The 21,475-nt window shown below is 66.0% G+C and carries 14 protein-coding genes; 6 read left to right on the top strand and 8 right to left on the bottom strand.

Features of this window, described 5'->3' with window-relative positions; genetic code table 11:
- The first annotated feature begins 53 nt into the window (after positions 1 to 53).
- Complete coding sequence (locus tag J8F10_RS19010; protein ID WP_210656299.1) at positions 54 to 428, top strand: FKBP-type peptidyl-prolyl cis-trans isomerase; 375 nt, start codon at positions 54 to 56, stop codon at positions 426 to 428.
- A gap of 101 nt (positions 429 to 529) precedes the next feature.
- Here the strand turns inward: J8F10_RS19010 and J8F10_RS19005 are convergent, their stop codons facing one another.
- Together J8F10_RS19005 and J8F10_RS19000 are read right to left on the bottom strand one after the other, a co-directional pair.
- Entirely contained in the window at positions 530 to 1,750 is a 1,221-nt protein-coding gene (locus J8F10_RS19005) for an LptF/LptG family permease (protein WP_210656297.1), read from the bottom strand.
- A gap of 162 nt (positions 1,751 to 1,912) precedes the next feature.
- Positions 1,913 to 5,323, bottom strand: a complete 3,411-nt coding sequence (locus tag J8F10_RS19000; RefSeq protein WP_210656295.1) for a hypothetical protein — start codon at positions 5,321 to 5,323, stop codon at positions 1,913 to 1,915.
- A gap of 188 nt (positions 5,324 to 5,511) precedes the next feature.
- Between J8F10_RS19000 and J8F10_RS18995 the strand changes: the two genes are divergently transcribed.
- The 4 genes from J8F10_RS18995 to J8F10_RS18980 all read left to right on the top strand — a co-directional run bounded on the left by J8F10_RS18995 (position 5,512) and on the right by J8F10_RS18980 (position 8,761).
- Positions 5,512 to 6,597: an alpha/beta hydrolase family protein gene (locus tag J8F10_RS18995; RefSeq protein WP_210656293.1), complete on the top strand. Its 1,086-nt coding sequence runs from the start codon at positions 5,512 to 5,514 to the stop codon at positions 6,595 to 6,597.
- A gap of 249 nt (positions 6,598 to 6,846) precedes the next feature.
- Entirely contained in the window at positions 6,847 to 7,062 is a 216-nt protein-coding gene (locus tag J8F10_RS18990; protein WP_210656291.1) for a hypothetical protein, read from the top strand.
- Positions 7,063 to 7,225: 163 nt separating this feature from the next.
- The gene (locus J8F10_RS18985; RefSeq protein WP_210656289.1) at positions 7,226 to 8,269 is read left to right on the top strand and encodes a hypothetical protein; all 1,044 of its coding nucleotides are present in this window, start codon (positions 7,226 to 7,228) and stop codon (positions 8,267 to 8,269) included.
- Positions 8,270 to 8,299: 30 nt separating this feature from the next.
- A complete protein-coding gene (locus tag J8F10_RS18980; protein WP_246523445.1) occupies positions 8,300 to 8,761 on the top strand; it encodes a hypothetical protein in 462 nt (153 codons plus the stop codon).
- A 16-nt stretch (positions 8,762 to 8,777) separates the two neighbouring features.
- Here the strand turns inward: J8F10_RS18980 and J8F10_RS18975 are convergent, their stop codons facing one another.
- A complete protein-coding gene (locus J8F10_RS18975) occupies positions 8,778 to 10,793 on the bottom strand; it encodes a serine/threonine-protein kinase (protein ID WP_210656287.1) in 2,016 nt (671 codons plus the stop codon).
- Positions 10,794 to 11,084: 291 nt separating this feature from the next.
- On the bottom strand, positions 11,085 to 12,158 hold the full coding sequence (gene truD / locus J8F10_RS18970; protein WP_210656285.1) for a tRNA pseudouridine(13) synthase TruD: 1,074 nt from the start codon (positions 12,156 to 12,158) through the stop codon (positions 11,085 to 11,087).
- A 589-nt stretch (positions 12,159 to 12,747) separates the two neighbouring features.
- On the opposite strand from truD, the gene J8F10_RS18965 reads away from it, so the two are divergent.
- The gene (locus tag J8F10_RS18965) at positions 12,748 to 16,071 is read left to right on the top strand and encodes a sigma-70 family RNA polymerase sigma factor (protein ID WP_210656283.1); all 3,324 of its coding nucleotides are present in this window, start codon (positions 12,748 to 12,750) and stop codon (positions 16,069 to 16,071) included.
- A gap of 71 nt (positions 16,072 to 16,142) precedes the next feature.
- Here J8F10_RS18965 and J8F10_RS18960 read toward each other — a convergent pair whose 3' ends face one another.
- The 4 genes from J8F10_RS18960 to J8F10_RS18945 all read right to left on the bottom strand — a co-directional run bounded on the left by J8F10_RS18960 (position 16,143) and on the right by J8F10_RS18945 (position 21,436).
- On the bottom strand, positions 16,143 to 17,087 hold the full coding sequence (locus tag J8F10_RS18960) for a beta-propeller domain-containing protein (protein WP_210656281.1): 945 nt from the start codon (positions 17,085 to 17,087) through the stop codon (positions 16,143 to 16,145).
- Positions 17,088 to 17,234: 147 nt separating this feature from the next.
- Entirely contained in the window at positions 17,235 to 18,833 is a 1,599-nt protein-coding gene (locus J8F10_RS18955) for a reverse transcriptase family protein (RefSeq protein WP_210656279.1), read from the bottom strand.
- 273 nt (positions 18,834 to 19,106) lie between these two features.
- Positions 19,107 to 19,589, bottom strand: a complete 483-nt coding sequence (locus J8F10_RS18950) for a hypothetical protein (RefSeq protein ID WP_210656277.1) — start codon at positions 19,587 to 19,589, stop codon at positions 19,107 to 19,109.
- A 152-nt stretch (positions 19,590 to 19,741) separates the two neighbouring features.
- Positions 19,742 to 21,436, bottom strand: a complete 1,695-nt coding sequence (locus J8F10_RS18945) for a hypothetical protein (RefSeq protein WP_210656275.1) — start codon at positions 21,434 to 21,436, stop codon at positions 19,742 to 19,744.
- Positions 21,437 to 21,475: the final 39 nt, after the last annotated feature.

The following is a 21,475-nucleotide window of genomic DNA, read 5'->3' as shown; positions in this document are numbered from 1 at the left end:
AGTTATCTCCCGCCCGTTTCGCGGGAACCCGCGCCCTCCCCAGGAGAACACCGATGCCAGAAGTACCCCCGATGCCGCAAGTGGACGCCGACGAGTGGACGAAGCAAGCGTCCGGGTTGGAAGTGTGGGACGCGAAGGTGGGCGAGGGCGACGCCGTCAAGCCCGGCGCCACCGTCACCGTTCACTACACCGGGTGGCTCACGAACGGCAAAATGTTCGACAGCAGCGTGGCCCGCGGGCAGACGATCTCGTTCTCGCTCAACCAGGTCATTAAGGGTTGGCAGGAAGGGATTCCCGGAATGAAGCCGGGCGGCCTGCGCCGGCTCAAGATCCCCGCCGTACTCGGTTACGGGGCCGCCGGCGCCGGGCGCGACATTCCGCCGAACTCCGTTCTCATCTTCGAGGTCGAGTTGATCTCGGCGAAATAAATCCGATAGTTCCAGTCGTTGTGCAACTCCACCCGCTCGTTAACACTTGCGGTTCGCCAAGAGGCTCCAGGCGAACCGCGAGTGTTTTGGAACTCTGGCAACTACCTCCTCAGCAACCGCCACATCAGCAGCAGGCCGACGGCCCCCATCACGATGTCGGCGGCCCAGCACCCGAGCCAGAGCGGTACTTTCCCCGTTTTGCCCATGTCGGACCCGGCCAGGAGCAGCGGGTAGTAGACGAGCAGCGTGGGGATGAAGCACACGACGAACGTGCTGAGGTAGTCGGACCGGTTGGCCCAAATACCGACCGGGCACCCGATGAGCGCGAACACGAGGCAGCTCACCGCCAGTGCGGGCCGGGCGTACACCTCCGCTTCCAGGTTGCGGACCTGCCGGGTCTTCGCGTCGATCCCAAACTTGAAGCCCCGCAGTTCGGCCTGCCCGTTCGTGCGGACGTTGATGTCGGAGGAGCGCTCGACCTCGACTTGGTGCGCGTCCCGCTGGGCCACGAGCACGTCGCGCTCGGCCCGCATGCCCGCGATCCGGTCCGGCAACTCGTCCCACGTCAGCGCGCTGATGCGCAGCCGGGCTTCCTTACCGCTTACCGAGTCGGGCAGGTCCATTTTGAACTCGCCGCTGCTCGTGCTGCCCCCGACCGCGGTCTTCCCGTCGATGACGAACCGGTCCGGCACGATCGACATCGTACCGTTGTCCGCGTCCACCTGGAGCTGGGCCTCGTGCATGCGCGCCACGAAATCGTAGGGGCTGGCGCCGGGCCTCGGGTCTTTCACCCGCCGCTTGATGACCACGTCGATGAGGCGCCGACCCTGCACGTCGCGCACGTACAGCACGTAGGGGAGGCTCGGGTGCCGCAGGCACCGGTCCCGGCGGAGCGAGTTGTAGAGCACCTCTTCCGGGTCCGAGAGGATCTGCCCGTAGAACATCTGCTGGGTGCGCGGGATCGTGGTGTGGTACAGCGCCGCGGTGGTGCCGGTGGTGAGCACGCCGAGCGCCACGGTCGGCTTCACGATCCCGAACAGGTGGACCCCGGCCGCTTTGAGCGCGACGACCTCGTTGTCGTGCGCCAGGCGCCCGTACACGACGCACGCCGCGAACAGAGTCGTCGCGGGGATCGCGATCGGCAGGATGCTCGGCACGAGGAGCGGCATCGCGCGGACCAACTGGGCCAGCGACAGCCCGAGCTGCGACGCCTGCTGGACCGCCACGACGACCAGAACCAAACCGGTGAGGGAGCCGAGCGAGAGCAGGAACACCCGCACCAGTTCCCAGAAGATCATCCGGTTCAGGGTACTGCCTAGCACACCGCCTCCTCAAACTGTGACCGTGTTACAGCGTTGAAAACGCGCGTTTTCTGCTCGTGGCGCGGCGCAAGCCCGCCGGTGGTTTTAGCCATTACTGGCGGGCTTACGCCGCGCCGCTCGCATTGGGTATTTCACTCGTGCTCCCGCACGCACCTTCTCGAACTACTTTCCCATTAACCACCCGGCGCCGCGCTTCAATCGGTCGAGAATAGCCTTCGTCGGCTCCGTCACGAGCGGCACCGGTTCCGGGCTGTATTTCAGTTTGCCGTTCTCCCGCACCATCTTGATCGTAAACAGGTTCTTGCTCAGGAACTTGTTCAGTTCGCCCACCGGCGTGTTAATCATCTGCTTCAACAGTTGCGACCAGATCACGTAGAACTCGAACTTCACGTAGTCCCCGCTGGTGTCGAGCTCGCCCGATCCACCGAGGCAGATGGCCTTCCCGATCAGGTCAAGCTGATCGACCCGGATCCGATCACCCCGCACGTGGAACGACACGTGCGCCTGCTCGAAGGCGGTCTTGTCCGGCACCGACCCGCGGAACACCTTCATCAAATCGAGCAGGACCGGCAGGTTGTACATGCGACCGGTGGGCACATCGAGCGTGCCCTCTCCGTCAACGACCAGTCGGCCCGTCTTGGGGTCCAGTTTGTTGCCCAGTAGGAGCCGGGCTTGTGCGATCCCCTTGAGGTCGGCGTCGGAGCCGAGATTGTAGTGGCGGGCCGCTTTTTCCAGGTTCACGTCGGTCGCCGCGAGCCACACCATGTACCCGGGTGCCTCCGTGAGCACGACCGCGGCCTCGCCGATGAGCCGGCCGCTGAACAGGTCGCTGGACACATTGAGGAACTGGAGCGTGGTGGGCAGGTGCTGGCCGGGCCGGGCCGGGTCGGGCGCCTGCGGGTCGGCGCGCAACTGGCACCGGGCCGCCGCGACCGGCAGGCGCGCCACGAGCGCGCGGTCCAGCCACACGTTACCGCGAACCGCCCCGAGGTGCGTACCCTCGTAGCGCCCGCGGCACGCGACCGAACCGAAGGCGTCCTCCCACGCCACACCGGTATCGAGCGCCGCGCCGAACAGCTTCAGTTCCGCGTCCCAGTACACAACGGGGTCGGGCGGTTCCGCCACACTGGCGCTCGAACCGACTTTCAGGGAAGAGTCGGGCGCGGGCCGTTTCCCTTCGGGGAGGAGCGCGACGGGGAGCGGTCCCGGTGCCCGCGCGTCCGGCGGAACGCTCACCACGAGGTGCTTGACCAGCAGTTCCGCGCCGCCCCTAAACTGCAACTCGTCGATCGCGGGGCCGAGCTTGCCGGGCAGCGCCTTCTTGAGCGCCTCGTCCACGACGCACGGTTTCATTTCGATCCCGCCGAGGTTCGCCCAGACCGCGCCGTCGGGGTAGAACCGGATGTCGCCGGCGTCGAGTTTCACGCGGCTCGCGCCGTGGCTCCCGGACATGCGCGCCACGTCGAGGCGGTTGTTCTTGTACTCCAGCCACCCCTCGATCTCGGTCAGTTCGTAGGGGAAGAATTTCGGCGTCACGGTCGGGCCGCGGAACGCGAACGTCACCTTCGCGTCGGTAGCCGGGTCCAGCGGCGGGTCGAAATCGGGGCGCGCGGCGGTCGGACCGCGGTCCAGCACGTCCACGGCGGCCGTGAACGTGAGGGTCCCGGTGGGCGCGAGCGTGGCCCAGACGTTGTCCGCTTTTACCGCCCCGAGCGCGGTGCGGAGGTCGGCGTCGAGCGGCACGTTGGTCCCGCCGACGTGGATCACGAGTTTGTGGTCGGGGGTGTCCGGGACCGGGCGCCTCGATCCATGCATCCGCACCAGTGCGCCGGCGTGGACCGCAGTGAAGTCGTCAAAAATGATCTCGTCGCGGTCCGGCGGCGGGCGGCGCGGCGCGCCCGGGGGCGTGCGGTCCTCGGTCGAAGTGGTGTGGATCACGAGCCGCCCCTTGAGCTTCTCCAGGGGGTACGGGAAGGCGGTGTAGTTCAGCTTCCCGTCTTTGACGTCAATGCTGAACTCGTTCTCGGTCATGTTCACGCCCGCGCGCTGAACGACCTTGGCGACGAAGTCCCCGCGCCCGGTGGCGCGGAACTCGCGCACGATCGCGGCGTACTTGGGCGGGAGGGCATCAAACAGTTTTTCGTCCACCGGAACGTTCGTGCCCGTGACGCGCAGGCTGAGCTCGGGGTCCGGTCCGTCCCCGGTGATTTGCCCCTTGACCGAAATCGACTGGCCCGCGGCGACACCGATGAGATCGATGGCAGTGGTCTCGGTCCCCGTGTGCGTGGTCGTGCGCTTGACCAGCCCGCGCACCTCGGACACCGGGTAGCGGAACTTCTCGTAGATCATCCCGGACTGTTTCGGGCGCACCTCCAGCTCGCGCTTCCACCCGGCCCCCTCGCGCACGAACTTGTACCCCGCGTCCACCTGACCGGTGGGGGAGAACATTCGGCGCCCCTTCTTCAGCTTGTCCGGGAGCCGGTTGAAGAGGGCGTCGTCGAGCGGCACGCCGGCTACCGACACGTCGAGCCGCTGGAGCCGCTCCTCGATCCGGCGCATCGGGTCGTCGCCCGCGGTCGCACTGGGTCCGGGCGGCGTGAGCGCAACGGGGGGGGCATCGGCGCGCGTTTCGAGTGACACGCTGAGTTTCGCCGGACCGACCTCCGCGGTCGCGTTCTCGACCCTCACGCGCCCGTCCACGCTGCGCACGGTGGCGGCGATCTTCTCGATCGGCCACGGCAGATCGGGGTGCTCGAACCGCGCGCCCTTCACGTCGAACCGCACGTCGTGACGCCACTGCGGGGACGATTCCGGCGCGAAATTGAGGTCGGCCTTCACGTTGGCGACCGCGCTGAGCTTCGCCAGGTGCGGGGCCACTTCCGGGGCGAACCGCTGGGCGGTCGAAACGGCCGCGGCGCCGACCGGGAACTCGGCCAGTTCGACCGAGAGCGCCAGGTGGTTGTTGATCCGGTTCAGGCGCCCGCGAACGGTAACGGGGCCGTACTGTTTTGCGGTCGCCGTGGCCTGCACGGTGAGCGCCGGGAGCGGGTCGTTGAGGAGCATCCCTTGCACGTTGGTAAACGTGGTCGGGGGGAACCCGGCGGCGGAGTGATCGATGACGATCGCGGTCGCGCCCCGCACCTGGAAGGTCGGAACCGGCTTGTCGGCGGGGCCGGGTTTCAGGATCTCGGCGACGTTCCACTTCCCGTCCGCGGACCGCTCGATGCGGATCGTCGGGTTCTCCAGCTCCACCTTGCGGATCACGAGGCGCCCGCGGTTCAACTGCTCCTTGTCGTGGATCAGGACCGCGTCGGGCACCACGAGGAACGGCTGGCCGGGCGGGTCGCCGCGGCGCGTGAGGCGCAAGTCGCTCACGGCGATGCCGCCGAGGATGCGCATGCGGGCGGAGCCGACGTGAACGTCCACGTCCTCGAACTGCTCGGAAAGTGTGGCGATGACCTTCTCGCGCACCCGTTCCGGGCTGACCCACGAACTGGCGACCCACGCGAGCGCGGCGAGAGCCGCGATCCCGGCGAGGATCAACCCGCGGATAAGCCAACTGCGAACGCGCATCCGTGCCCGTCCCGGTGTGTTGCCGCGCCGCCGGTAACGGTCCGGGAGGGCGCGATGCGGCGGGACAATACGCAGAGTTCACGCTCTGGTCAATTCCGAGTGCCGGGGACGGAAGTCGCGGAACGGATAAGGGTTGCCTTTTCCGCGCGGTTCATTCATCGTGGGAACTATTCCCGCTGGAGCTGCCAATGTTCCCCCACCGGCTACTCGTTCTCGCGATCGTCCTCGTCTCGTTTAACCCCCGACCTGCGCGCGCCGACGCCCCGCGCGCTCTACCGCCCGAGAAGGCGAGGAGCGCGTTCCTCAAGGCGCTCGACCGGCCGAAAGTGCCCGCGGACGTGCGCGACGAAGGGAAGCCCGCCGAAAAGGGCACGCTCTCGTACTCGCAGTGGTCGTTTGCCAGCGAAAAGAAAGCCGACGGCGCGATGGAACGTGTGCCGGTGCTGATGGTTGCGCCCGCCGGCGCGAAAGGGAAGTTGCCGGTGATGGTCGTGCTGCACGGCACCGGCGGAAACAAAGAAGGCGTTCAATCGTGGCTCGAAGACTTCGCGAAACAGGGAGTTGTCGGCATCGCGATTGACGCTCGCTACCACGGCGCGCGGAGCGGAGGGAAGAAGGGCTCCGAGGCTTACGTCGCAGCCATTACAAAAGCGTGGCAAACGCCCGCCGGCAAACCGATGGAGCACCCGTTCTACTACGACACCGTTTGGGACTTGTGGCGCCTCGTAGACGTGCTGGAAGCGCGCAACAACATTGACCCGAAGCACATCGGAATGCTCGGCATCAGCATGGGCGGCATTCAAACGTGGCTCGCGGCGTCGGTGGACGACCGCGTTACCGTGGCGGCGCCGCTCATCGGCGTGCAGAGTTTCAAGTGGAGTTTGGAGAATGACAAGTGGCAGGGTCGCGCGAACACCATCAAGCAAACGCATGAGGCCGCCGCGAAGGAACTGGGCGAACCGGCCGTGAACAAGAAGGTCTGTCGCGAACTGTGGTCGAAGATAATTCCCGGCATTCTGGACGACTACGACTGCCCGAACCTGCTCCCCCTATTTGCAACCAGTTCCCGGGCGCTGTTCATCGCGAACGGCGATCTGGACCCGAACTGCCCCGTCGAGGGAGCGAGGATCGCCATTCGCGCTGCAGAGGACGCTTACACAAAAGCTGGCACGAAGGACCGGCTCGTGGTCCGCGTGAACGCGGGCGTTGGGCACAAGGTCACCGACGATGACCATAAGGCTGCCATCGAGTTCTGCACGAAGTGGCTGAAGTAGGCCGATTACTTTAGCCGCAGGGCCGTTGAGTTCTCGGGGATAGGAACGTCCACCCGCTCGGTGACCGTCGCGGTTCGCCCGCGTCTCTTGGCGAACCGCGACGGTCACCGAGCGGGTGGAGTCAATCATGCGGCCCATATTCACACAGTAAACAGCCCTGACTTCAGCCGGCGTTCGATTGACGCGACGATCACATGTGTGGACAATCGCGGGTTCCCAGCCCTTTCCTTTCACGCCGAGGTATCGCTCGTGAATCGGCTCCTGCTGCTCGCACTCGCGGTCGTGCTACTCAGCGCGTCCGCCGTCCACGCGGACGTCATCCTGCCCCCGCCCCCACCACCTCCTCCACCGCCGGGCGAAACGATGACCCCATCCGTGGTCGCAGGCGTGGCGGCCGCGGTGGGGTTGGTACTCGCGGGGCTGTGGGTCTCGCGCACGCGGCGCCGAACACTCTTGCAGGGTTAGACCGGTCCCGGGTTCCTCACAGCGAGCCGCGACTGTAAGGGAGTGGGAGGCGCAACCGGCTCGGTGGTCACCGCTCATTACACAGGGAACCACTGCCCCCGCTCCCTTGCGGTCGCGGCTCGTTGGGTCGGTGACAATGATCCCGAAACGAGACGAATCGCGCATGTCCGTTGCCGCCCCCGCTACCGACATGCCCGTCACCTTGAGCAGCCCGCGAATCGCGTTCGCACTCGGGTTCGTCGGGTTGGCCGTCTGCGCGGCCGTGCTGTCGGGCACGCTACCGATCGCGTTCGCGTTCGCGACGGTGTTCCTGTTCGCCGGGCCGCACAACTGGTTTGAAGCCCGGTACGCCCTCGGTCGACTGCCCGCGCGTACCGGAAAGTTGTGGGGCTTCTTCCTCGTTTCCGCGCTCGGCATCGTCGGGTTGAGCGCAAGTTACGCGGCACTGCCGGTTGCCGTATCACGAATCTCCGATGCGCAACTCGGCACGAGCGTGTATGCCGGGTGGGGCACCGCGTTCCTGTTCTGGGTTGCTCTTCTCGTGTGGATGCGGGCACGCACGAACCCGCGGTTCGACGGCGGTTGGGTGTGGCCGGCCGCGTGCCTCGCGTGCGCCGGCGTGTGGCTGAACCCGATCGCGCTGCCGATGGTGCTGGTGTATCTGCACCCGCTCATGGCGCTGTGGTTACTCGACCGCGAACTCGCGCGCTCGCGCCCCACGTGGCGCCGGGCGTACTGGTGCGCGTTGGCGTCCGTACCGCTCTTGCTCCTCGCGCTGTGGGGGCAGCTCCGCGATTCCCCCGAGTTACCCGGCACGGACCAGATCACGCTCGCGTTCGCGCCCAACGCCCTGAGCGCGGAAACGCTCACCGATCACGCGGGGGCGTGGGCGCTCTCCTCCGTATCGCCGCACTTCCTGGTCGCTGCGCACACGTTTCTGGAGGTGGTGCATTACGGCGTGTGGGTGGTGCTCATCCCGCTCGTTGGGATGCGATCGTGGCCCTGGCAGTTGAAGGCGATCCCCGCCGCGCGTCGCGGTCGAAGTTGGTCGCGCGGGGTGGGTGCAGTCCTGCTGTTCGGCCTGTTGATCGTGGTGACACTGTGGGTGTGCTTTGGCATCGACTACGAAACGACGCGCCGCGTGTACTTCACCGTGGCGATGCTCCACGTCCTCGCGGAAGTGCCGTTCCTGCTCCGAATGGTGTGAGCCCCCGGGCTCCCGAGAAAGAAACGTGCGATGCCCGCGACCGAATACCTCCTGGCGATGCTCGTCGGGTACCTCATCACCATCTCGATCGAAACGACGGTGCTGCTCGTGCTCTTGTCCCGGAGGCATTCGAGGCGGGTGCGGGTATTCGCAGGCGTGTGGCTGACCGCGTGTACGTACCCGGTCGTGTGGCTCGTGCTCCCGCCGCTGTTCGCGGACCAAGAGCGGTGGGCACTCCTCCTGGTCGCCGAGACGTTTGCGCCCGTTGCGGAATGTGCAATTTTTTGGCTCGCGTTTATCCGCCCGTCCGCGCTCGGGGAACGAGTCGAAACCCGAGAACCGTCCCCGCCATCGGCCGATGCCCGCGCCACCGCGCGCGATTTCGCCGCGATCACGCTCGCGAACCTGTGTTCGTTCGGATTGGGTGAGGTGCTGATCGAATCGGGGCTGTTTGAAAAACTGGTGGCGGCCCCCGGGCGCTGGCTCCTGTAGGAACCGGCGCGCGACATTACAAATCGGTGCGGAACTGGGCGCCGTAGACGGACTCGCGCATGGAGGACTGCGTGCGGATCAGGCGCACCAACACGGCCTGACCAACGGTCGCCGTAACGCTGGGGAAGACGACGTAGGCGTACTTGGTCGGCAATTTCACCGTGGTGGTGAACCCCAGACCGCCGAGCGACACGTCGCGGCACCGGGCCGGTACAGCCGCGTCAATCCCGCCGTCGCTGTGAACGGGGTAAACCGTAACCTGCGCGCCGTATGCGATCCGCGGGTTCTTCCGCCGGTCCTGCACGTTGGCGAGTTGTGTTCGCACGTCAACGAGCAACTTCGGCATCAGGTCCATCGAGTCGCGTGCGAACTTCTGGTCCGGGGCGCCGAACAATTGTGCCGTGGCGGTGATCTCCCCCACCGCGCGCCCGGCCGGAGGGAGCACGATCGTGGCCTCGAACCCGAACTTCTTTCCGCTGAAGAACCCGCCGCCGCCGGCGGTGCGCCGCATCACGATCAGGCCCGCTTCCGGCTGTTCCAGCGACACGCCCCAGCGCTCGCGAACCACGGACAGTTTGAGCGGCACCACCGGCGTGGGAACGGTGGAGGGGAACTGGCACACCCACGAGCCGTCGATCAGGCGCCCGATGTCTCCGGGAATGTGCGGGACGTACCCGCCCCCACTGGCCGCGTGCATGATCGCTTCGGCGAACGTCTGCGGGTTCAGGGCGTGCTCGTCGGACGTCATGCCGAGCAGCAGCCCCACCGGAACGACGGACTGAATCGAATCCAGCACCACCAGCCCGGGCTCGATTTCGTCGGCGGGAGGAGGCGTTTCGACCATCCGCGGCGGCGGCGTGGGGACGGAACTGGACCGGCGGGTGCTCGCCGGGATCGGTTCCGGGGCCGGAGCCTTGCGCGTGCCGGACACGAGGGGCGGCAGCCCACTGTACTTCACGCCCGGCACGGTGAGTGGTGCCTTCGGGAGCGTGAAGCTCTGGGTCGGCGGCGCGCAGCGGCTCTTGGGGAGGCCGGGGTGGGTCAGGTCGTTCTGGGCGCTGACCGACGAGGCGTTGCCGGGGTACTCGTCGTCGTGGTCGAGTGCGGCGTGCATCTCGGCGACGGCCCGGTCCACGCGCGAGCGCCGAATGCTCATCCCGGTGTTGGGAATCGCGGTCGAGTTCTCGGCGAGCATGAGCGCCTGAACGAACGCGAGGCACGACGGGAACCGGTCGATCGGCCTCTTGGCCAGCGCGCGCTTCACGGCCGGCTGGTCGGAGGGCGGCAGCCCCGACAGGTCCGGTTGCCCGGAGACGTGCTGGAGCATCAACTGTTGCGGCGTGCGCCCCGGGTACGGGAACTCGCCGGTGAGCAGTTCCTGGTAGACGAGTGCGAGGCTGTACTGGTCCGAACAGCTACTCGGCGTGCCGTGGAGGACCTCCGGCGCCACGTACCGAGGGGTCAGCCCGCGGTTACCCGAGTCCGCGCCCTCGAGTTGCGCGACGAGCCCGTAGTCGCCCACCTTCACGTGGCCGGACACGAGGAACAAGTTGGCCGGTTTGACGTCGAGGTGCTGGAGGTGGAACTTGGCCGAAATCACGTCCAGGGCTTCGGCGGCGTCGGCGAAGTAAGCCAGCAGCTCTTCGCGCGGAACGCCGGGCAGCCCGCAGGTGCGGCACTCGCGGAACCGGTCCTGGAGCTGCCGGTCGGCGAGTTCCATGACCATCACGAGTTCGCGGTCGATTTGCTCGACGCGCTCGAGCGTAAGTAAGAACGGGTGCCGGATCGTTTTGATTTGCTCGAACGCGGCGAGTTCCTGATCGAACCTTTCGTCCCCGCGCCCGTCTTCCGAAATCGACGATACGAACTTGATGGCCTTGTGCAGCCCGCCGGGGGCCTCGCACTTCCACACCTCACCGAACCCGCCCCGGCCGAGGGGCGAAAGGAGCTTGTAACCGGGCAGCGGCTCGGAGCCGGCTAGTTTTGTGTAGGAGCGATAGGTACCGCTGTCTGCGGTCGAAACCGGCGGCATGGGGGTGCCAGCGCATGGGGATTCGTGGGCGTTAAGCAACCGTAGGCCATAATCGAACGACGTGTGTCAAAAAAAACGTCATTTCAACGCACCAGAAATTCAGGCCCCGCGAAGCGCGGTGTGAAAACCGCGTGAAAACGTGCTTCGCGCGTGACCTCACACGGCCACATCAAAGACCGCGAACTGTTTGTTGCTCCCGCCGACGGAGCACGTGAGCCCGTCCGGGGAGAAGGCGACCGAGGTGGCCTCTCTGTTGTGGCTTGCCGAGTGACGCAGGTAGCTCGTCCGCGGTTACTGTTCCCCTTCGCCGTCTTCGTCGGGAGCCGCGTCGTCTTCTGTAATGCTGGCCTTCATGACCTCGGCGAGCAGGACGGTTGCGTAACTACCGGCCGGTAGCGTGAAACCGAGCCGCAAGCCGTCCGGCTCCCACGCAGACGTGAGGTCGTCGAGGTACACCAAGTTCTGGCGCCGGGTACCGAGTGCGAGTTTGCCGAACCCGCCGAATGATGCGATCGACAGCCCGTTGTCGCGCAGCACCACGGCCTCGCGCTCGGCCGCGATTCCCTCAGCCGGAAACGTCTTCTTGCCGAACATCGGGCCGGCGGTCACGGTTTCGCGCGTGTCGAAGCGGGCTTGCTCCGCGGGCACGTCCTTCGCGACGAACATGCCGCCGAACGGCCACTTCGTCATCACGTCACCGTCGAGCACCGTGCGGAACAGCCCGTCCTTCATCCGGCGCGCGAGGTAGTCGTTGAAGAGGAGCGATTGCACGCTCGAGAGTGCGAATCGAAACAGAAACGGCCGGATGCGCCGAGGGGCTTTCCCGGCGAGGCACTGGAACCCGAGGTCCACGGTTCCACCGTCGCGCCCGAACCGCTGCGGGCCGTAATAGTTCGGCATCCCCTGCGCGCGAATGCGATCCAGGATCGCGTCAACGGGGGCGGTGCGATCGGCTTCACGAATGAGAATGCGGAACCGGTTGCCACGCAAGTGCCCCGGCTTGAGCTTGTTCGAGTGCAGCCCCGTTTTCAGAACGCGCACGCCCTCGCCATCAATTTTGGACACACGCGGTTCGCACTCCTTCGGCACGGACACCCATTGTCGGGTGACCGCGTGCCGGTCCTTCAGGCCCGCGGTGCCCACGTTCCCCGGGTGCGTACCGAGCTTCCGCGCGATCGTCTGAGCGAAGAATTCCGGCGCAACGCCCTTCTTTTCGATCCACAGATAAAGGTGATCTCCGGTACCGCACGGTTCATACGAGGGCACCTCTTCGACCTCGAAGTCCTCATCGTGCGTGCGAATTCGCCCGCCGATGCCCGGCAGTTCGGCGGTAAACAGCGGCGGACTCATCGCGGGGTGGTTCATCTACGGCGCTCCTTTGGGAATGAACTATGCTGTTCGCAAGTCGAAGCAATCCCGCTCAGCAATTGAAACGCGCCTTCGTGAGGCTCTGGGAACCACGACGCGGTACGAGGCGAGGACGTCGGCGTACACGTTGGCCCCGGCCCGGTACCCGTGTGGGAGCGCGTCCCACAACCGCTGGACGGTGCCCGCGGACCGGTCCCCGGGACCAGGATCCGCCGGATACCCGCGTCCTGGTTCACCCGCACCCAATGCCCGTCACCCTTGGCCCCCACGAAACTTCAGAGCTCATCGGCTTCGATTACGACCGAGCCGGCCTTTTTGGGGGCGGCCCGGGATCGCGCGGGGTATCGCCCCGGTACAACTGGTTAACGAACCTTTGGACCCAGGACCTGGGCCGGCCCGTGATTCGGGCGGTGGCCCGCACCCCGAGGCGCTGGAGTTGCAGGCTGCCCACCGTGGCTCCGAGGTGGGCAACTGAGACACGACGCGGCGCCGGTTTCGCGCGCCGACGCCCCTTCGACTGGAAAATTCGCGCGCCGATTGGCTCCGGGTACCCTCTTACACGATAACAGGTACCGGGAGACCTCCCATGAGACTGACCGCGGCCCTTCAACTCGTCCGAACCGTCGAACGCGCGCCCGTGTGCGACACCGGCGACGCCGAACTCCTGCGGCGCTTCTGTCGGGACCGGGACGAGGGCGCGTTCCGGGAGCTCCTGCGGCGGTACGAGGCGCTCGTCCGCGACGCGAGCCGGCGTCTGACGCGGGACCGCCACGCGGTCGACGACGCGGTCCAGGCGACCTTCCTGACACTGGCCCGGAAAGCCCACACCATTCGACACGCGGAAGCACTCCCCTCCTGGCTGTACCGCGTGGCGCGGTCCGTCACGGCCCGGCCAGTTGCGGTCGTTCCGCCCGTCACCGAACCCGTTGATCCGACCGCGTCGCCCCTGGATCAGCTCTCGGCCCGCGAAGTCATGGCCATTTTTGATGAGGAGCTCGCCCGCTTGCCCGCGGCTCATCGATCGGCCGTTCTGTTGTGTACCATCGAGGGGAACACGGTCGAGGACACAGCCCGGCGCTTGGGAACGACACCTGGCGCGGTCCGAGGGTGGCTCCAGCGCGGCCGGGAGACCTTGCGCCATCGGTTGGGACGGCGCGGAGTGGAACTGTCGGTGGCCGTGTCGCTGTTGTTAATCGACTCGACGACCGGGTCCGCGGGTGCCACACACGACGCGATCGTTCGCGGTGCGATGGCAGCCCACAGCCCCGTGAACGCGGTCACCCGGTTCCTGACCGGTTCGTCCGTTACCGCTGCGGTGGTAAGCGTTCTGGTCGCGGGAGCCGTTGCGTCGGTCGTGCTGCTTTCTTCCGGGGCCAGCACCTCTCCCCCGACGCAGGCACCAAAGAAGGAAGAAGCGAAAGTTGATACGCAGGCGGATGCCCTGGTCACGCGCGACAGCCTCCCCGAAGGGGCGGTTGCGCGGATCGGCTCGCCGCGCTTGCGGCACGCGGGAGAGGTCGGCGCGATGGCCTTCAGCCGCGACGGGCGCCGGCTGGCAACGGCCTCGCCCGCGAACGGGGACAAGTCGGTCCGCGTCTGGGATCTGGCCAACGGGAAGGAAGTGTACCGCGTCCCGGTCGCCGTGGATCCGCACCAGAGCACCATGTGTTACCGGACAGTCGCCGTGGCGTTCACAGCAGACGACAAGCGACTGTTGGTTCTGGACGCGAACGGGTTCCGGTCGTTCAACGCGGCCACGGGCCGGCAGGAGTTGGAAAAGGTTCTGTACACAGAAGCGGACCCAAACCAACACTTCCCGCCGAACAGCATTATCGGTACGGGTTTCTCTCCGGACGCGAAAACGTTCGCCGTCGTCCGCCGGAACAGTGAGATGCTGCTCGGCGACACCGCGACCGGCGAGGTAAAAAGGACCATTGCAAAAACGACAACCGTCCCCGAGAACTGGCTCTACTTTTACGCCGGCGTCCTGTTTACTCCGAGCGGGTCCGAAGTGTGCGCGCCGATCCAGGGGCGCCCGATCCCGATATTCGACACCGCGACCGGGGAGCCGAAGCGATCGTTCGCGCCGGATCTCGTTCCTCAACACGACGTCATCCACAACGCCGCGTTCGCGAACGACGGGCGAGCGTTCATCACCATCTCTGGCACCGCGCAAGAGGGGAAGCCCCGCACCGGCACGGTCACTTTCAGGGACATCGCGACCGGCAAAGTGCTCCGGTCCATTTCAGTACCGGCCGTGCCCAGCGTCCTGAGTGTCAGTCCGAACGGAAAACTCCTGGCGGTTTCTACAGAATCAGCGTCATCGAGCGAGATACGGGTGCTCGACCTGGAAAGCGGCAAGGAGCTCCAGTCCATACCTTTCGCCTGGCCCGCACTCGTGGCGTTCTCCCCGGATTCCCGACTGCTCGCCAGCACGCGCAACTACGAGGGGCGGGTAACGGTGTGGGATCTCGAAAAGAACGCGCGGCACCCACAGTCGGCGGACGAGTACGTGCTCCCGGTCCGCTTCGACGCCCGCGGCAACGTCGTACTGCGCCAGTCCAACCGGACGATCACGGTCGACCGGCAGAGCGGGAAGTTTCTGCAAGACAAGGCATATCGTCCCAAATCGCACTACGACGACATCAGAACCGAGGACGGGCGGATGCGCGTCGAGCTTGATATCCCGAAAAGTAAGCCCAGGCTCCCACTGGCGATTCTGATTAAGGAAGTAGCCACGGACCGAGTGGTCGCCCGATTAGAAGGTGTGTCCGATTACCCGTGGCACACGACGTTCGCGGACCGGGACCGGCTGCTCGTAACGGTCACGCAGGACCATGTGCTGACGGTCTGGGACATCGCGGCCGGGAAAGCACTTTGGTCGGAGGCGTGTCCCGGGGCCTTCGGCTACAAAGGGATGGGGGTACCGTACTTCGACGCCGTAAACCGCCGGCTGGCAATCTGTTCGCTGACTCAAAACGGAACCGCCATCGACGTCTGGGAGCTGCGGCGCCACAACCGGGTGACTCGTGTGGAAGTTCCCGGGCGACCACTGATCGAAGGGATCGCGTTCTCTCCGGATGGTGCGTTCGTCGCGGGCGGACCCGAAGACGTGACGTGCTGGCGGGTGTCGGACGGGCGGGCGATGCACACACTGAAGGGGCAAGCGACCAAAGCATCGCCCAACGACCTCTCGGGCGTCAGTTGCGAGTTCTCGGCCGACGGGCGGAAGCTGCTCACGGTCGACGGGGCGGGCACGATCCGCGTGTGGGAATTCGCTACCGGACAGGTGATCCGCACGTTCTCCGGCCACAAGGGACCGACCATCGCCCACTTCGCGCCGGACGCCCGTGCCATTGTGGGGGCGAGCTACGAGGCCCCGGTCTTCGTCTGGGATGTGTACGGGCCGGGAGCCCCCACGTCTTTCAACACCGACCGGGTCTGGACCGACCTGGCAGACGCTTCACCCGCGACGGCGTTCCGGGCGGTGCGTGAGCTTTGCGCGTCGCCCAAGGAGGCCATCGCTCTGCTCAAGCAGAAACTGGAGCCGGAATCGATCGACCCGAAGGCGATCGCCGGGTGGGTCAAGGATCTCTCGTCGGAACAGTTCGCGGATCGGGAACGGGCGACGGCCGAACTGGAGAAGCGGGGAGAGTCGATCGCGTCGCTGTTACGGGAGGCACTCGGGGCAGCCACGGACGCGGAGGCCCGTCAACGTCTCACAGCGATCCTGGGACGAACGGAGCGCCCCTCCCCCGCGGCCCTGCGGCTCCGCCGCGCGATGGACGCGCTCGAACACCTTGGTACGCCGGAGGCGAAAGCACACCTCGAAGCCCTCAGCCGCGGTTCACCCGGGTGCCTGCAAACCATTCAGGCGAAAGAGGCCCTGACCCGGATTTCCGGGCGGTAAAACGCGCCCGCAAAAACGCGAAAGGCTCCCAGAATCGCTGGGAGCCTTTGCCACGAATCACTACCCATTTCTCAGCGCTTCACGTCTTTGATGTCCAGCACGTGGGACGTCGCCATGCTGTTGCCGAACGTCTTGAAGTCTTTGAATGTCCACACCACCTTCTTGTCGCGGGTGACCTCGAAGAGCTGCGGGTTGTCCGGCCCCGCGTGGCAGTTGCCCACGATGAGGTTGCCGTTCGGGAGCGCGTGGAGCGTCGTGACCCACGCGAGCGTGATGCCGGGCAGTTCCTTCTGATCGATGCTCCACACCACCTTGCCGTCTTTGTCCACTTCCAGGACGCGGTTGTTGTTCCCGCCCGCGATCACGGTGTTGCCGTTCGCCAGGCGCAGCGCGCCGTACACCGCGGTCCCGTGCCCCTCCGGGCCGTGACCGTCCGAGGCCTTGCGCCCGCCGAGGTCGAGCTTGTACTCCCACACGACCTTGCCCGTCGCATCGTACTCGCGGACGCACCCGTCGCCCTCGTGACACACGAGGTAGTTCCCGGTATCGAGCTTCCGCACCATGCGCGTGTCGCGGTGCGGGTCCGGCTTCTCCACCTTGAGCGCGATTTCCTTCACGATCTTGCCGTCCTTATCGACCTCCACGAGGCGCTTGTTGCCGCTCTCCGCGACGAGCGTGTTACCGTCCGCGAGGCGCTGAAAGGCGTGAACCTCGATGCGCCCCTTGTACCCCTCCTTCGGCTTCGCCTCGTACTTCCACACGACCTCTTTCTTGGGCGTCATCTCGGTCACGGTCGCGGGGGCGGTGTGCAGGAGCAGGTTGCCGTTCGGGAGCAGATCGATGTCGTGGGAGTTGTGTTTGCACTCCACCTCCCACTCGATCTTGCCATCGGTCCCGACGAGCACCACGTGCCCTTTGTCCTGCGCGAGCACGCGGTAACCGGGGTGCTTGGGCGCGTCCGCCGCGAACGCGGGCAGCGCGAACGCGAGCGCCGTGAAGGAGAGAAAGAGTCGCATGAAGCCTCCTGGCGAACGGCCGGTGTAAACCGGCTGGTAAGGCGATCGGGGCAAGTAAATAAGCCGTTAGCAAGCGGACCGAAACAAACAAGTGTGTAGCCGGTGAATCAATTCTGGGCAAACGTGGTTACATCACCACCAGCCGGCTCACGCCGGCCGTTCGCCCAATGAGTCCAGGGCGGTTTTTAGTTTCGCGCCCACGTCCGGGCGGACCATGTTCACGAACGCGATCTTGCCCGCGAGCCACTCGCGGAAGTTCTCGCGGCCCTCGCGGTTCTGGGCGTCGAGCCCCTCACTCTTCGCGCGGTGAAGGATCGCACGCAGTCGGCGAATCTCGTCTCGGCTCACGGACGGCTTGTCGTTCACCACGACGCCCGTGACCACCTGCGCCGCGCTCCGGCGCATCACGCGGGTCTTCTTCTCGTTGACCGCGAACCCCTCTTCCCGGCAGATGTTCCGCACCTTCGCGAGCAGCCAGCCGATCTTCCCCGCGAGTTCCGCGCCGCCCGAGAACGTCAGGTCGTCCGCGTACCGCGTGTAGGTGAGACCGAGCTTCGCCGCGACACCGAGCAGCCGCTTATCGAGCTTGCGCGCGACCTGGTTCGACAGCCCGGGGCTGGTCGGCGCGCCTTGCGGGAGCCCGCGCGGGCCGGTCGCGGCTTCGTATTTCGTGCCCGCGTAGGTAACGGCGGTGCGCGGGCACTCGGTGCAGAGTAGCGCGAGAACGGTCGCGACGCTGCCGGAGTAGCCGTAGCGCTCGTAGACCGCGCGCACGCGGAAGAACGCGATTGATGGGAAAAAGTCGGAGAGGTCGAGGTTCACGACCACGGCCTTGTTCACGTGCGGGTTTGCGTTGGTCACGATCCCGCGCCCGGCAACGAAACCGTGGGCCGCTTCGGTCACCGGGAACTTGTTGATGACGTTCCCGAGAATCCAGTGCTGCGCGGCCTTGAGCTTCTTGTGTGGGGCCGCGAGCGTGCGCACCCCGCCGGACTTCTTCGGCACCTGGAACTTGACGTAGTGCGTGCGGGTAGCCACTTCGGTGTGAAAGCTGAGCCAGCGGAGTTGCTTGATCGTTAGCCCGAGTGCCTTCGCGACGTCCGCGGGCGCGTGCAGCACGGGCAGCCCGAGCGCGGTGAGCTTCGCCTCATCGCTCATGCGCAGGTGGAGCCGGCCCGAGACGCCGCGCCCCAGGAAGATGACGTCCGTGGCCCGTCGGCGCCGCACCGCCTCCGCACGCGCTTTCTTCCGTTCGGCGGATTCGGCCTTCTTGCGGGCCTTCGCGCGCTCCTTCGCTTCGCGGTACGCTTTCACCGCAGCGTTACCCGCCAATCCTGCGGCCGCGGCCATGCCCTGTTCGGTCGGGCGGACCTTCTCGTACTCCTCGCCGACGCGGTGGATCTCGTTGAGTTCTTCCGGCGAAAGGAGACCGTTCGTGACGAGTGCGCGGTCGATGATCTCGGTTCGCGGGTCGCTGACGGGCGGGATGATGCTCTGGCGCCCGAACTGGAACGCGGTCGCGAGCAGGCGCCCGTGCTTCTGGGCCGCGTCCACGATCTCCTGCCTCGAGATGGGCAAAAATTCCGACGCGGAGTACGGGTCGCCGACCGCTTCGGCTTGCGGTTCGGCCTTCGGCGCTTGTTGCTGGGGGCGCGGATCGGGTGGCGGGGGAACGGAGGGCGGAGCGCTCTCCGCGGACGGGGTTACGTCGCGCTTGCGCCGGAAGATCCAGTCGAACATGCTCATGACAGCGCTCGCACGGCAAGCCCCGACCGTGCGGTCGGTGGGTAAACAAGGCGACCGGCTCCGACTTCAATCGTGGACCAGATGCGTTCACGACGCCGGTCGAATTCGTGGCCTTCCGGCGACGCCGGTCGATTCAGGCCGGAAGGCCACGAATTCGACCGGCGATAAAGAACAACGCACCTGGGAACGCAATCGCAAGCAACCGCACCCGCGGCGGAGCGCCGCAGGATGTTTAAGTCTCGGAGCCGGTCGCTTGGCTTCAGTGGTTCGGTATCACAACCCCGATTCAAACGCGGAATCCAGCTTCCGGTACTGGAAGCCCGACACCTGCCACCCGCTGGGGCTGGCGTAATACGTGAAGGACCACACCACGCACCCGTGCGGGAACTTCTCGGTGTACGCGAACCGCACGGCGTCGCCGCCGAACGTGGTCTCGCGAACGAACTCGAACTCGCTCGGCGCGCCGTACACCCTCGTGAAATTGGAGCGCATGGTCTTCATCTGCAGCCCGAGCTGACCGAACTGATCGTCGGTTAATTCGTTGAAGCCCGATCGCACGACCGCGAGGAACTCATCGTTCTTGCCGGCCTTCAGTTTCGCGACCAACTCATCGGCCAGCGCGCGCGCTTCGCTCCGGGGCGCGTCGGGAACCTGTGCCGACTTCAAGGTCGATGGGAGCGTCCGTAGCAATGCGTAGCCACCGAACCCACCGAGCAATCCCCCGAGCACGCCCGCGAACAGAACCGACTTCGTCACCAGAATGCCCCTTGAGTTACCCCGGTTCCCGTTTCTTTGTCACGAGCCGCGACCGCAAGGGAGCGGAAGGCGCAGCCATTTGCGGCAGGATCCAACACTCAGGAAGCGACTAGCCACCGCTCCCTTGCGGTCGCGGCTCGTTCAATCCGCCGTCAGCTCGTGAACCGCTTGAACCAGCTATCGAGCGTGCCGCCATCCGTCCCAATATCGAGCGCCTTGTTGCGGAGCGCCTGAAGGTGCCGGCACGGTCCCTTCCGCAAGCCGCCCGTGTAGAAGTACGAACACGCGCACTTGCCCGCCACAATGCGGTCGTCCGCGTCCAGCGTGACCTCCGACGCCGCCCGCCCGTCGACCGTCCCCACGACGCGGCGCTGGCCCTTCGCGTCCACGGTGTCGGACGTGACGCGGCACTTCCACCGGCTCAGGTCGCGTGCGGCCACCGTCTCTTCGTTTTCCGGGCCAATGACTTCCGCCGAGAGCGTGACCGGCATCACCTGGCGCCACCGGTACACGCCGTGCGGCAAATCGTGAATCACTTGCCCCAGAAGCGCGAGCTTGTTCAACCCGGCCGACACCACCGGCGCCGAAGCGCGCGTCTTGCTCGCGAGCGCGTCGAGCGTCCATGTCGGCGACTGCTTGAACGCGGCCGCCATCGCGTTCATCACCTCGGTCGAAGGGGCGACGGGGGGCGCGAGTTGATCGATCGCGCTGCCGCCACTGGTCCAGTCGTTCGTGGTCCACCCTGAGAGCCCGAGCGTCAGCTTCATCTCGCCCATCTTCGCGACCCAGAAGCTGGGCAGGCCCGTCCCGAGCAGGTACACGTCCACGCCATCGAGCAGCGGAAGGAGCCGACCCAACACGCGGAGCCGATCGCGGCCCCAGGTGCGAATCACCTCCTTGCGCGGACCGGGGTACGGCGTATCGTGAAGGACGATCTCCTTGTTCCACGGCTCGAGAACGATCTTCACCGGTGCCCCGGGCGTCAGTTCAAAGCGAACCGCACGCGGCGACGCCTTCGCCTTGTGGCGCTTCAGGAACGCGACCAGCGCATAAATCCCTTCGCGGCTCACCGGCACGCGGCGCATCGGCAAACTCATCGCGGATTGCAGTGCCGAGAACCCGCGGAGCCACGATTGGGGGAGGTCAATCTTCTCTTCGCGGTACCCCGCTTCGTCCGACGTGGTCTGCACCTCGAAGCCCATTGGGTCGATGGTGAACCGCGTTTCGCGGTAGCTCCGAATGGTTTGAAAGTGTTCGTAAAGGCGCCACGAATAATCGACGTTTGTCGTGCCGAGCGCCACATCGGTTTCGGCTTCAAACGCCTCGCGCTCGACCGTGAGGCACCCGTAACTGCTCTCGTCCGCACTGAAGCACTCGAAGAACATCACGTCCGGGCTGACGGTGATGACCGGGTCGCACGGCATCAGCATGCGCCACAATTCCGGGTCTTCGCGCGAGAGCAAGTTGCCGTACCGCGTGCGCGCCTCCCAGTACCGCTGTCGGCACTTCTGGAAGCGCCGCTCCAGGCCCTGCGGCATCGGGCGCCCGCGCTCTTTCTCGAGTTCCGCGCGCGTGAGTTTCACGGCCTCGGTGCGGATACGGGCTTCCTTCGCGGCCTCTTGCTTCTTCCATTCCTCGTAGCCGGTCTTGTCTTTTGGTTTGAAGCGCAAATCAGAAATGACGACATCGTGGAGCGCGGACATCGCTTCGCGGAAACGGAGCGGTTGCCGCAGCACACCCACGAAGCTCACGCGGTCGCGGCGCAAGTTGGGCGCCAGCGACACCGCCAAGCCGACGGGGGTCTGTGCGACGTTGCTCCGCCCGCGATACGCCGTGTTCAGCAGCATTCAGCGACCTCTCGCCCGGCCAATGACGGGCGCCTGAGA

The organism is Gemmata palustris, assembly GCF_017939745.1.
In the GTDB taxonomy this organism is placed as follows: Bacteria; Planctomycetota; Planctomycetia; order Gemmatales; family Gemmataceae; genus Gemmata; species Gemmata palustris.
This window is presented reverse-complemented; position numbering and strand designations above follow the sequence as displayed.